14 protein-coding genes are annotated in these 11,118 nt (G+C 62.6%); 3 read left to right on the plus strand and 11 right to left on the minus strand.

What is annotated here, in order from left to right:
- Window positions 1-15: 15 nt before the first annotated feature.
- Genes KGA97_RS27645 through nirS form a run of 11 tightly spaced genes read right to left on the minus strand, consistent with a single transcriptional unit; the run spans window position 16 to window position 8,911 of the window.
- A complete protein-coding gene (locus KGA97_RS27645) occupies window positions 16-1,506 on the minus strand; it encodes a cytochrome D1 domain-containing protein (RefSeq protein WP_207286767.1) in 1,491 nt (496 codons plus the stop codon).
- Complete coding sequence (gene cobA / locus KGA97_RS27650) at window positions 1,503-2,342, minus strand: uroporphyrinogen-III C-methyltransferase (RefSeq protein ID WP_008043667.1); 840 nt, start codon at window positions 2,340-2,342, stop codon at window positions 1,503-1,505. The genes KGA97_RS27645 and cobA overlap by 4 nt, the downstream gene beginning before the upstream one ends.
- Window positions 2,343-2,394: 52 nt before the next feature.
- Entirely contained in the window at window positions 2,395-3,573 is a 1,179-nt protein-coding gene (gene nirJ, locus KGA97_RS27655) for a heme d1 biosynthesis radical SAM protein NirJ (protein ID WP_207286766.1), read from the minus strand.
- A gap of 26 nt (window positions 3,574-3,599) precedes the next feature.
- Window positions 3,600-4,103, minus strand: a complete 504-nt coding sequence (locus tag KGA97_RS27660) for an Lrp/AsnC family transcriptional regulator (protein ID WP_008043669.1) — start codon at window positions 4,101-4,103, stop codon at window positions 3,600-3,602.
- Entirely contained in the window at window positions 4,078-4,521 is a 444-nt protein-coding gene (locus KGA97_RS27665) for an Lrp/AsnC family transcriptional regulator (RefSeq protein ID WP_192226448.1), read from the minus strand. The genes KGA97_RS27660 and KGA97_RS27665 overlap by 26 nt, the downstream gene beginning before the upstream one ends.
- On the minus strand, window positions 4,514-5,029 hold the full coding sequence (locus KGA97_RS27670; RefSeq protein WP_008034419.1) for an Lrp/AsnC family transcriptional regulator: 516 nt from the start codon (window positions 5,027-5,029) through the stop codon (window positions 4,514-4,516). The genes KGA97_RS27665 and KGA97_RS27670 overlap by 8 nt, the downstream gene beginning before the upstream one ends.
- Window positions 5,026-5,484 (minus strand): Lrp/AsnC family transcriptional regulator, encoded by a 459-nt coding sequence (locus tag KGA97_RS27675; RefSeq protein WP_223481864.1) that lies wholly within the window; start codon window positions 5,482-5,484, stop codon window positions 5,026-5,028. The genes KGA97_RS27670 and KGA97_RS27675 overlap by 4 nt, the downstream gene beginning before the upstream one ends.
- Window position 5,485: 1 nt before the next feature.
- Window positions 5,486-6,664, minus strand: coding sequence for a cytochrome D1 domain-containing protein (locus tag KGA97_RS27680; RefSeq protein ID WP_223481865.1), 1,179 nt, complete (start codon window positions 6,662-6,664; stop codon window positions 5,486-5,488).
- Window positions 6,661-6,987 (minus strand): c-type cytochrome, encoded by a 327-nt coding sequence (locus tag KGA97_RS27685; RefSeq protein WP_223481866.1) that lies wholly within the window; start codon window positions 6,985-6,987, stop codon window positions 6,661-6,663. Before KGA97_RS27685 ends, KGA97_RS27680 begins: the two co-directional genes overlap by 4 nt.
- Window positions 6,988-7,003: 16 nt before the next feature.
- Entirely contained in the window at window positions 7,004-7,318 is a 315-nt protein-coding gene (locus KGA97_RS27690; protein WP_008043673.1) for a c-type cytochrome, read from the minus strand.
- Between the two features lie 24 nt (window positions 7,319-7,342).
- Window positions 7,343-8,911 carry a nitrite reductase gene (gene nirS, locus KGA97_RS27695; RefSeq protein WP_223413864.1) on the minus strand — a complete coding sequence of 523 codons (1,569 nt, stop codon included), beginning with the start codon at window positions 8,909-8,911 and terminating at the stop codon, window positions 7,343-7,345.
- A gap of 313 nt (window positions 8,912-9,224) precedes the next feature.
- Here nirS and KGA97_RS27700 point away from each other — a divergent pair, with 313 nt between their 5' ends.
- Genes KGA97_RS27700 through KGA97_RS27710 form a run of 3 tightly spaced genes read left to right on the plus strand, consistent with a single transcriptional unit; the run spans window position 9,225 to window position 10,867 of the window.
- Window positions 9,225-10,028 (plus strand): CbbQ/NirQ/NorQ/GpvN family protein, encoded by an 804-nt coding sequence (locus KGA97_RS27700; protein ID WP_008043675.1) that lies wholly within the window; start codon window positions 9,225-9,227, stop codon window positions 10,026-10,028.
- A complete protein-coding gene (locus KGA97_RS27705; protein ID WP_223481867.1) occupies window positions 10,012-10,599 on the plus strand; it encodes a cytochrome c oxidase subunit 3 in 588 nt (195 codons plus the stop codon). Before KGA97_RS27700 ends, KGA97_RS27705 begins: the two co-directional genes overlap by 17 nt.
- A gap of 10 nt (window positions 10,600-10,609) precedes the next feature.
- Window positions 10,610-10,867 (plus strand): cytochrome C oxidase subunit IV family protein, encoded by a 258-nt coding sequence (locus KGA97_RS27710; protein WP_008043677.1) that lies wholly within the window; start codon window positions 10,610-10,612, stop codon window positions 10,865-10,867.
- Window positions 10,868-11,118 lie beyond the last annotated feature (251 nt).

Consider the following 11,118-nt stretch of genomic DNA (forward strand, 5'->3'; position numbering starts at 1 on the left):
CCCCAACCCCAACCCCTAATGCGAAGTCCCCTCCACAAACTCGATCTTGTTGCCAACGTTGTACTTGCCCGACGGCTTGTTCATCGGGATACGCTTGATCTCCTCAAGCGTGTCACTGTCATAAACAATCAGCGCCCCATCAGTGGCCCAAATACTCAGCAGCAAATGCCGACCATCGCGAGTGAACTCGACGTGCGCCGCCGTCTTGCCAGGCATCGGACGCAAGGTACGGGCGATTTCCAGAGTCTGTTTGTCGATCAAATGAATCGCATCGTTGTCCGGCCCGAAGAACACATCCGTCCAGGCATACCGCGAATTGACGTGACTGCGCATGAAAAACCCCGGCCCCAGCGTCGGGATTTCCTTGATCAGCTTCCAAGTCTTGAAATCGATGACCGAGATCAGCCCCTTGCTGATGTTCGGCGTGGCAAACACCCACTGACCGTTGCGTTTCCAATAGGTCCCGGACCCCAGGTGCGGCATGCCCGGCAACGGAATGTCGGTGACCACCTTGCCACTGTCGAGGTCGATCACCTGACCACCCTTGGCCTTGCGCGACGTGGCCAGCAATTGCTTGTAGTCCGGTGAAAAGGAAAAGTCGTCGAGCATGTCCTCAGCCTCGATCCGTCGCGGCTCGAAGTCCGGAGTCCCGGCGCTCGACAGTTCCCAGACTTCCTTCACGTCCTTGAGCGCGACGATGAAACTGTCCCGTGGCGGCGCGGTGTAGACCGCGCTGACCCGTGACGCCGTGCCGTCCCGGCCGATGGCTGGAATGGTCTTGACCAGCGACAGATCGCGGGCATCCAGCACGACAAGATTGCCCGGCAAATAGTTACCCACCAACACCCAGCGACCATCCTTGCTCACCGCCAGGTTACGGGTGTTGAGCCCGGCGCGGACCTCGGCGATCAGTTTCAGGTTGTGCAGGTCGTACAGGCTGACCCAGCCATCGCGCGAGGCGACGTAGACGAAGCGCCCGTCGGGTGAGAACTTCGGCCCGCCATGCACGGCAAAGTGCGAGGTAAACCGCGCCAGCACCTCGAAACGATCACCGTCGAGGATGTTGATGTGGTGATCGCCAGCTTCCACCACCACGAACAGGTTCAGCGGATCGGCGCCATGCTGGGGCGTGGTGGGCAGCTTGCTGATGTCGGCGAGCATCGAGTGGCTGCCGCGAATCTCGTCGTTGCTCCAGGTCGGCGCGGTGGCGGGCGGTTGCTGAAGGTAGCTCACCAGCGCGTCGATCTGCGCCGGGTTGAACACGTTGGCAAAGCCGGCCATCTGGCTTGCGGGGCGACCGTTCTGGATCACGCTGCGGATTTCATCGGGTTTGATCCGGCTCAGACTCTCTGGCAACAACGCCGGCCCGGTACCGCCGAAACGGTTGGCGCCATGGCAGCTTTGGCAATGCTGGCGGTAGTCGTTCGCGGCGTGTTCAAGTGCCGGATCAGCGGCGCCAGCGGCGACACTGACCCATAACAACGGCAGCAGCAGCCCGCGCTTCATAGCGCCACCTTGCCGTGCCGTTGCAACGCCTGAACAGGATAAAAGCGCGCCGGGTATTCCATCGGTTGTGCGGCGAACAGATCGACCACCTTGCCAATCACCGTCAGCGTCGGAATACCGGGCGGGCACTCCAGCGCCAACGTCGGCAGTTGGTGCAACAAACCACGGGCAACGTGCTGGTCGGGTCGCGTGCCGTTGCTGATCAGCGCTGCCGGTGTGTCGGCCGACAACCCGGCCTCGATCAGGTGCCGGGCGATCACCCCGAGGTTCGATAAGCCCATGTAAAACACCAGGGTCTGGCTGCTGTCGGCCAGATCGCGCCAAGGCAGTTTCAACTCGCCGTCGTGTTGCAAGTGGCCGGTGATGAATCGACAGGAGTTGACCAGGTCCCGGTGCGTCAGCGGGATGCCGGCGTAAGCGCTGCACCCGGACGCGGCGGTGATGCCCGGCACCACCTGGCAGTCGATGTTGCGCTGCAGCAGATACTGCAACTCCTCGGCACCGCGACCGAAAATGAACGGGTCGCCACCCTTGAGCCGGACCACGCGTTGCCCTTGCTCGGCGAGGTCGGCCAGCAGCTCGTTGATTTGTTCCTGGGGCAGGCTGTGGCAGCCGCTGGCCTTGCCAACGTAATGCCGGGCGCAAGTGAGGGGGATCAGCGTCAGCAGGTCGGGGCTGATCAGACGGTCGTAAACCACGGCGTCGGCCTGCATCAACAGGCTCCAGGCGCGCAGGGTCAGCAGGCGTGGATCGCCGGGGCCCGCGCCGACCAGGGCGACTTCGCCCGGTCTGAACAGGGACGCAAGTGCGGCCGGTAAAATAATCGATGGGTACATGGGACGTCCTTGGTTCTTCATCAGGTTGGCCGGGGCTTGCCAGGCGGATGCTTCAGTGCATGACGCAAGGGATTGTCGTGATGGGCGGCACACCGATTTCTTCATCGCTGAGGTGGCAACCGGGATCCTGCCCCCACAGATCGCCTTCGGCCCAGGCGCGGGTTCGGGTGTTGCCGTTGCAGATGTCCAGCCAGCGGCATTGGCCGCAGCGGCCGCCGACGGCGCGCGGATGCGCCCGCAGCTGTTGCAACAAGGTGTCCGGCCGGTCCAGCCAGAGCGTGCGAAACGGCGTGTGCCGCACGTTGCCCACCGAGTGCTGCCACCAATAGGTGTCCGGGTGCACTTCGCCGGTGTTGTCGATGTTGGCGATGCCGCTGCCCGAGGCATTGCCGCCCCAGGCGCGCAGCATGTGTTCCAGGCGCGGGTAATGTTCGGGCAGATGCAGCCCTACCCATTGCAGCAACAGAACCGCGTCGGCATCGTTGTTGCCGCTGACGAAATCGCTGTCGCGACCCTGCGCGATGTCTTCCCAGGCTCGTTCGAAAATCTGCGTCATCGCCTCGCGGCTCATCTGTTGCCGGGCGTCGAGCTGGCGGCTGCGTTTGCCGCGACCGCTGTAGTTGAGGTGCGACAGGTAAAACTTTTGCACGTCGTACTCGCGCATCAGCGCCAGCAATTGGGGAAGCTGCGCATGGTTTTCCTGGGTCAGGGTGGTGCGCAGGCCGACCCGAATACCTTGTTCGCGACAGAGGCGGATCGCCCGCATGGAACTGGCAAAACTGCCCTTGAGTTGGCGGAAGGCGTCATGGGTGGCTTCCAGGCCATCGATGCTGATCCCGACATAGTCGAAATTCGCCGCGCGGATCTGCGTGATGTTGTGCTCATCGATCAGCGTGCCGTTGGTGGACAAGGCAACAAAGAAACCCTTGGCGCGGGCATAGGCGCTGAGCACAAACAGATCATCGCGCAGCAGCGGTTCACCGCCGGACAGGATGAGCACTTTCACCCCGGCAGCGCGCAGATCATCGATCACGCTCAGTGCGGCGGGCGTATCCAGTTCATCGCGAAAGACACTGTCGGCTGAGGTTGCGTAGCAGTGTTTGCAGGTCAGGTTGCAGCGCCGCAGCAGGTTCCAGATCACCACGGGCGGTCGGTTGCTGCCCGGTGGGCTGGTTCTGGGGGCGGGCGCCTGGCCGGCCAGCGCACGCAGGTATTGGCTGATCCTTAACATGCAACTCTCCTTGAGTCGGCGCGCCTTCAGTGCGTTGCGGGTGGCAGGCGCAATCCGGTTTTTTTCAGGATGCGGCTGCTCACCAGCATCTCGTCGGCGGCACAGGCATCGCCCAGCAAGTAGCGCAGGTGTTCGCGGTAGCTGTCGATTTCCTCGCTGCTGCGACCGTGCACCATGGCAAACAGGTTGTAGCGCCAGTCCTCACGGCGCGGGCGTCGATAGCAATGGCTGACGAAGGGCTGCGCACCGATCAGCGCACCGAGGCGCGGCATGTCGGCGTCGCGCACATCCCAGACCGTCATGCCGTTGTAGCGATAACCCAGGCGATAGTGGTTGGGGACGGCGGCGATGCGCCGGATGGCGCCCTCGGCCTGCAAACGCTTGAGCAAGTCCAGGGTGGATTCGATGCTCAAGTCCAGCTGCTCGGCGAGCCAGGCCCAAGGGTCGTCCAGTAAGGGCAGGCCGGTCTGGGTCAGCTCGATCAGGCGATGGGCCAGGGTGTCTTCAGACCGGGAAATACAAACCGACATGGTAGGTCTCCTCTTTGGGCAGATTCAGCAGCGGCAAGCCGGTCAGGGATTCAATGCGCTGCAGGGTCTCGGCAATGCCTTGTTCGGTCGGGCAACCGAGCACAAACCACATGTTCCAGGCGTGTTCGCGTCGATAGTTGTGGGCCACTTCCGGCAGGGCGTGCAGTTGCTCGGCGACGTCTTCGAAGCGTTCTTCCGGCACCGCCAGCGCCGCGAGCGTGAAGGCACCGCCCAGCCGTTCAATGTCGAACATCGGGCCGAAGCGCGTGAGCACGCCGTCCTCCAGCAGTGCGTGGAGCCGATCGAGCAGTTCACTGCTGCTGCTTTGCAGTTCGGCGGCCAGTACTTTCCAGGGATGGCGCACCAGCGGCAGGCCCAGTTGCAAGCGGTTGATCAGTCGACGGTCGAGGTCATCCACGGTCGGAGGCTCCTGTTGATGAAGGCGCAAAGCGCCCGCCGCATTGTTTGAAGGCGTGGGTGCTGAACAGCAGTTGGTGGGGCAGGTCGCTCAGCAGGTGTTCTTCGAGCAGCGCCTGAATGTGCGCCGCGACTTGATCGCGTTGGCGACCGTGAACCATGCAGAACAGGTTGTATCGCCAGTCAGGCAGGCGTCGCGGCCGCTGATAGCAGAGGGTGATGCCGGGCGCTCGCCCCAGGCGCTGGCCGACTTCGTCGATCAACGCATCCGGAATGTCCAGCACCAGCATTGCGTTGGCGGTAAAGCCCAGCGCGCGATGGTTGAGCACCAGGCCAACCCGGCGGAACAACCCTTGCTCGTGCCACTGGTGCATTTGCGCGAGCACCTGGTTTTCCTCGGCGTTGATCCGTTCGGCGAGTGCCTGATAAGGACGCGAGACCAGCGGCAACCCGCCTTCCAGGTGCCGCCGCAGGGCCAGTGCCTGTTTGGGATTCAATGGCGCTTTCATCGGCTTTCTCCGAGGGCAAAGCCGAGGTCGATGCGGTAAGCGGTCAACATCGGCAGGTCCAGTGGGGTGAGGCCGGTGTCGTACTCCAGTTCTTCGAGAATGCGCTCGATGTGTTGGCGATCGGGGCCGGTCAACACAAACCACAGGTTGTAGTGATGTTCGCGCGCATAGTTGTGATTGACCTCGGGGTACTGGCTGACGCGCTTGGCAACTTGATGCAGGCGTTCGGCGGGCACGGCGAGGGCGGCGAGGGTGCTGGCGCCGGCGCGGCTGTGGTCGAACACCGGGCCGATCCGCGACAAGGCCCCGGCCAGTTCCAGGCGTTGCAGGCAGGCGATCACTTGCGACTCGCTGCAACCCAGCACCTGGGCCATTTCACGATAAGGTTCCGGACACAGCGGCATGCCATGCTGGAAGCGATCAATCAATTGGCAGGCAAGCAGGTCGAGGTCCATTTCAATAGCCCATTTTTTGTGCGCGGCTGCTGAAGAAGATGCCGCTCGGCGCGGTGGCCGGCAGGGTGCTCAGCTGTTTCAGGCTGTACGGGTCCCAGACCTGTACCTGATTGCCGTCGCGTAACGACAGCCACAGCTGATCGCCGCGTGCGGTGAATTCCATGTGCAGCACCGCCGGGCCGGGTCGCAGGTCGGCGACCACGGCGTGGGTTTCGGTGTCGATCACCTGGACCCGATCGTTGTCCGGGTAGGCGAAATTGACCCACAGTTGCCGACCGTCCGGGCGCGAGGTGACGAACACCGGTTGGCCGGCCACGGGGATCACGGCGCTCTGCTGCCAAGTGCGCGAATTCATCACCAACACTTGATGGCGACCGACAGCGGGGACGAAGGCCTGATGGTCGGCGACGGCCCAGCCCTCAAGGTGCGGCATTTTGTAGACCGGCAGTTTTGCCTGGCCGCGTCCGTAATCACCGAGCACCCGCTTTACCCCGCGCTCGGGATGCCAGAGGTCGAGTTGCGCCATGCCGTCTTCGCCGAACAGGCCGGCCATGTAGTAGCGCCCGTCCGGGGTGATCAGCGCGTCGTAGGGTTGTTCGCCGATGTTGGTGAAGCGGCTGATCTGCGGGGTGGTGCCCTGGCTGAAATCCAGGGTCCAGATCTCGCCGGTGTCGAACAGGCTGAACACAAAACGCTGGCCGGGCGCGTCGACCAGGCCGACCACGCGGGAACGCTTGCTGCCATCGGCCAGCGGGGTGGCGGGAATGTCGGCCACCAGCTGCAAGGTCTGTGCATCAAAGACCTTGACCCCGCCCGGCACATAGTTGGAGACAGCGATCAGCTTGCCGTCCTGACTGATGGCGCCGCCGATGCTGTTGCCGCCCTGGATCACTCGGTGATCGATGCGTCGGGTCAGCAGGTCGATCTTGCTCAGACCACCGTCGCGGCCGAACACATAGGCAAAGCGCTGGTCGCGGGAGAACACCACCGAGGCGTGGGACAGGTCGCCCAACCCTTCGAGCCGGGCCAGCGAAGTGCGGTTGTCGCTTTCGATGATTTGCAGGCTGCCGGTGGCGCGTTCCACCACCACGCCCAAGTCGCCGGTGCCACGCAAGGGTGGCTGAGCGCAGGCGGACAATAACAGCCCGGTCGCCGCTGACAGCAGGATTGAACGGATCATGGTGCGGGATATCCCTGGAGAAGAAGATCGATCAGCCAACCAATGTCGGCGGTGCTGAGCAGCGGGGCCCAACCGGGCATCGCGGTGCCGGGCCGGCCATGGGTGACGGTGGCGATCAGGCTGTCCCTGGACTTGCCCGCCAGCGCTGCGCGGGTCAGTTCGGGGCCGAGGCCGCCGGTCATGTGCAGCCCATGGCAGGCGCCGCAGTCCTGGGCCAGCAGGTGTTCGAGTTGCGCCTGACGCTGGGCGTCGGGCGCGGCAACCGTGGTTGCGCAAATGAGGAGGAGGGCCGCCAGAACCAGAGCCTTTCGAAAAATCATCATGGCGCCCTCCAGGCGGTTATTTGAGCGTCAGGACCCAGGTCGCGAGAATCTTCGCTTCCTCATCCGTGACCGGGTTTGCCGGCATCGGCATCGGTCCCCAATTGCCCTGTGTGCCGTTCTTGATATGACTGGCCAGGGTGTCCGCGGCCCCGGCCACGCCCGCATTCTTGGCCGCTACATCCTTGAGTGCCGGGCCGACCAGTTTGGTGTCGATGGAGTGGCAGGCGGCGCAGGGTTTGCTCTTGAACAGCTCCAGCGCGTCCTGGGCCATGGCCGGTTGCACGCTCAGCGCAGCGGTCAGGGCGAACAGTGAAAGCAGAGTATTTTTCATGGTGTTTCCTTGCATTGATGGAGCTCAATAGATGTCGTGTTGGGTGTTGTAGACGTTGAACTTTCCGGTGGGTGTGATCAGTCGTTTGTCCTTGATGACTGACTTGAGCTTCAGGGTTTTATCGTCGATCACCACCAGCGCCGATTCGTCGGCCTGGCCGCTCCACACGGAGAACCAGACTTCATCGCCGGCCTTGTTGTATTCCGGTTGCACGACGCGCATCGCCCCTTGCTTGATGCCCGCGTATTCGGCGATGGGCAGCACGGTGTAGCCGGCGTCGAGCTTGTCGATGTTGAACACCGCCACCGACTGACTGAGTTTTGCGTCCGGGTTGAGGGTGGTGTCGACGTACAGGTGACGGGAGTTGGGGTGGGTCTTGATGAACAGCGATCCACCGCCCTGGCCCTTGATCGAGGCGACCTGTTTCCAGGCGTATTGCGCGTGTTTGACCGGGTCGGTGCCGATCAGCGAGATGCCTTCGTCGCCCAGGTGGCTGGTGGCCCAGACCGGCCCGTAGGTCGGGTGGTCGAAGTTGGCGCCGCGCCCAGGGTGCGGGGTTTTGCCGACGTCCACGAGCGCGGTCAACTTGCGCTCCTTGGAGTCGATCACGGCGACTTTGTTGGAGTTGTTGGCGGCGGTCATGAAGTAGCGGTGCGTGCTGTCCCAACCGCCGTCATGCAGGAACGGCGCGGCGTCGATGGAGGTGACGGTGAGGTTCTTGATGTCCTGGTAATTGACCAGCATGACCTTGCCGGTTTCCTTGACGTTGACGATGAACTCCGGCCATTCGTGGGACGCGATGATCGCCGCGACCCTCGGCTCAGGGTGATATTCCTGCTTGTCGACGGTCATGCCGCGTGTCGAGACGATCTGCTTCGGCTCCAGGGTTTCGCCGTCCATGATGGTGAACTGCGGCGGCCAATAGGAACCGGCGATGGTGTACTTGTCTTCGTAGCCCTTGAATTTTGAGGTCTCGACCGAGCGCGCTTCGATGCCCACTTTGACTTCGGCGACCTTGGTCGGCTCCACCGGCCACAGGTCGATCATGTCGATCCGGGCGTCGCGGCCAATCACCAGCAAGTAGCGGCCCGAGGCGGAGATCCGCGAGATGTGCACCGCATAACCGGTCTCGATCAGCTTGACGATTTTCTTGCTGTCGCCGTCGATCAGGGCAATCTTGCCGTCATCGCGCAACGTCACCGAAAACAGGTTGGGCAGGTCAAGTTTGCTCAGTTGTTTTTTCGGACGATCCTCGGGTTTGACCAGCACCTTCCAGGTTTTCAGCGTCTCGGCCATGCCCCATTCCGGTGGTGTCGGCGGCGTGTGCTGAACGAACTTGGCCATGGCCGTGATTTGCTCCTTGGTCAGGGCATTGGACGTCCCCCAGTTCGGCATGCCTGCCGGTGAACCGTAGGTAATCAAAGCCTCCAGGAACGGTTGCCCGCGCGACTGGGTGATGTCCGGGGTCAGCGGCTTGCCGGTCGCCCCTTTGCGCAGCACGCCGTGACAGCCGGCGCAGCGCTGGAAGTAGATTTCCTTGGATGAATCGAACTCGGCCCGGCTCATGTCGGGAGCGCCAGCGGTTTTGACCATGGGCGGTGAGGCGGCGGGCTCGTTGGCTCTGGCTGCGTGAGACACCGCAAAGGCCAGTGTCGAACACAGGGTGGCGACGGTCAGAGCAAACGTTTTTCTATTGCTGATCAGCATTCCATTTCTCCTCAGGCAAGACCTTTGCGATGCGCTGGAACGACAGCGCAGGACGCAGGTTCTTAGTGCGCTGCAAGGCTATGCCCGAGCAGGCCAATGCCCGCTTGACGGCGATCAAGTTTGTCGGCCATGTCACTTGCCAGGTTGTCGCAGGGGTCCGTAGCGTGTCCCTCAATTCTGTTGTTGAATCAGGTGCCCCATGGACCATCTCCCGTCTGGCGAACACAAGGCCGAACCCTTCTACCAACCGCTCAACAATGAGGAGGCGCTGTTCGAGCAGGCCTGGCAACATGGCATGCCGGTGCTGATCAAGGGGCCGACCGGTTGCGGCAAGACCCGTTTCGTCCAGCACATGGCGCATCGGTTGAACTTGCCGCTGTACACCGTGGCGTGCCACGACGACCTGAGCGCGGCTGACTTGATCGGTCGCCATCTGATCGGTGCCCAGGGCACTTGGTGGCAGGACGGACCGCTGACCCGCGCGGTACGCGAAGGCGGCATTTGTTATCTCGACGAAGTGGTCGAGGCGCGCCAGGACACCGTGGTGGTGTTGCATCCGCTGGCCGACGATCGTCGCGAATTGTTCCTGGAGCGCACCGGCGAGGTGTTGCAGGCGCCGCCGTCCTTCATGCTGGTGGTGTCCTACAACCCCGGTTACCAGAACCTGCTCAAAGGCATGAAGCCCAGTACCCGACAACGCTTCGTGGCGATGCGTTTCGATTACCCGCCGGTGGCCGATGAGGAGCGCATTGTTGCCCGCGAGGCTCAGGTGGACAGCGCGCTGGCAGCGCAAGTGGTCAGGCTGGGGCAGGCGCTACGGCGGCTCGATCAGCATGATCTGGAGGAAGTCGCTTCGACGCGGTTGCTGATTTTCACCGCACGAATGATCCGCGCCGGCATGAGCCCGCGTGAGGCGTGCATGGCCTGCCTGGCCGAACCATTGAGCGACGATCCGCTGACCGTTGCGGCGCTGATGGACGTGGTTGATGTCCACTTCGGTTGAGCCCGGCGGCGTTGCGCCCAGGCATTTGCCGGGCGATCTGGCGATGTGGTTTTTCATTCTGGCCGAGCTGTCGGTGTTTGCCATTCTGATTCTGGTGTTCGCCGTGACCCAGGCACTCAAGCCGCAGCTGTTCAGTGAAAGCCGTCTGTTGCTGAACACGTCGACCGGTCTGGCGATGACCCTGAGCCTGCTGACCGCCGGGCTGTTCGCGGCGCTGGCGCAGGCGCAAGTCAGGCGCTCACGGCCTCGCCACGGCGCTGCCTGGCTGTTGGCCGCGTTGCTCGTCGCCAGTGTCTATGTGGTGTTGAAAATCACCGAGTACCGACACTTGCTGGACTCGGGGCTGGGGATGGAGCACAACACGTTTTTCACGCTGTACTGGATCCTCACCGGGTTTCATTTTCTTCATGTGTTGCTTGGCATGTTCATCCTCGGATGGCTGGCCGAGCGTTGCCGTCGTGGGTTGTACGACGCCAGTAATCGCAGCGGATTTGAATCCGGCGTGTTGTATTGGCACATGGTTGATCTGATCTGGGTGGTGTTGTTTCCGCTGGTTTACGTGCTGGGTTGATGAGGTTTTCATGTCTGCTTCCAGGTTTTTGTTTGTCTGCTGGGCAGCGCTGGCCACGCTGAGCGTAAGCACTGTGTTGCTGGCGCAGTCGGGGGCGACTGGGGTGTTGTCCGTGGCCATTTTGCTGGTGGCGGTTGTCAAGGCCTGGTTGATTACTGATGGCTTTATGGAAATGCGCCATGCGCCGCGATTGTGGCGTCGGTTGTTGGTGAGTTGGGCGTTGGTGTTGGCGGTGGTTGTGGGGGGGATGTTGGTGGTGGTTGATTGAGTACATATCCGTTTCTGTGGTGATGGCGGCTATTGGTTTCGCCCTTACGGCGAGTCACTTGGAAAAGCCCCAAGTAACCAAGGGCTCTTGCCCCTTTCGTTCGGTGCCTCGCTGTGGCTCGGCATGCCCTCGCTCCGGTCCTGCTCCGTGGGCCCGCCGCCATCGGCCATCCCTGGCCGGGGGCGGCTAACCCGGCATCCATGCCGGGTTGCCCACTGCGCAGAACCTCCACTCGGCCTCTCGAGGGGGCG

Source organism: Pseudomonas sp. BF-B-15 (assembly GCF_019946675.1).
Taxonomy (GTDB): domain Bacteria; phylum Pseudomonadota; class Gammaproteobacteria; order Pseudomonadales; family Pseudomonadaceae; genus Aquipseudomonas; species Aquipseudomonas migulae.

Bases quoted from the DNA above. Each gene is read 5' to 3' on its own strand.
- KGA97_RS27705 (WP_223481867.1), top strand. From the start codon at position 10,012: ATGTCCACTTCGGTTGAGCCCGGCGGCGTTGCGCCCAGGCATTTGCCG.
- KGA97_RS27685 (WP_223481866.1), bottom strand. From the start codon at position 6,987: ATGATGATTTTTCGAAAGGCTCTGGTTCTGGCGGCCCTCCTCCTCATT.
- KGA97_RS27675 (WP_223481864.1), bottom strand. From the start codon at position 5,484: ATGGACCTCGACCTGCTTGCCTGCCAATTGATTGATCGCTTCCAGCAT.
- KGA97_RS27680 (WP_223481865.1), bottom strand. From the start codon at position 6,664: ATGATCCGTTCAATCCTGCTGTCAGCGGCGACCGGGCTGTTATTGTCC.
- KGA97_RS27710 (WP_008043677.1), top strand. From the start codon at position 10,610: ATGTCTGCTTCCAGGTTTTTGTTTGTCTGCTGGGCAGCGCTGGCCACG.
- cobA (WP_008043667.1), bottom strand. From the start codon at position 2,342: ATGTACCCATCGATTATTTTACCGGCCGCACTTGCGTCCCTGTTCAGA.
- KGA97_RS27700 (WP_008043675.1), top strand. From the start codon at position 9,225: ATGGACCATCTCCCGTCTGGCGAACACAAGGCCGAACCCTTCTACCAA.
- KGA97_RS27660 (WP_008043669.1), bottom strand. From the start codon at position 4,103: ATGTCGGTTTGTATTTCCCGGTCTGAAGACACCCTGGCCCATCGCCTG.
- KGA97_RS27690 (WP_008043673.1), bottom strand. From the start codon at position 7,318: ATGAAAAATACTCTGCTTTCACTGTTCGCCCTGACCGCTGCGCTGAGC.
- KGA97_RS27670 (WP_008034419.1), bottom strand. From the start codon at position 5,029: ATGAAAGCGCCATTGAATCCCAAACAGGCACTGGCCCTGCGGCGGCAC.
- KGA97_RS27645 (WP_207286767.1), bottom strand. From the start codon at position 1,506: ATGAAGCGCGGGCTGCTGCTGCCGTTGTTATGGGTCAGTGTCGCCGCT.
- nirS (WP_223413864.1), bottom strand. From the start codon at position 8,911: ATGGTCAAAACCGCTGGCGCTCCCGACATGAGCCGGGCCGAGTTCGAT.
- nirJ (WP_207286766.1), bottom strand. From the start codon at position 3,573: ATGTTAAGGATCAGCCAATACCTGCGTGCGCTGGCCGGCCAGGCGCCC.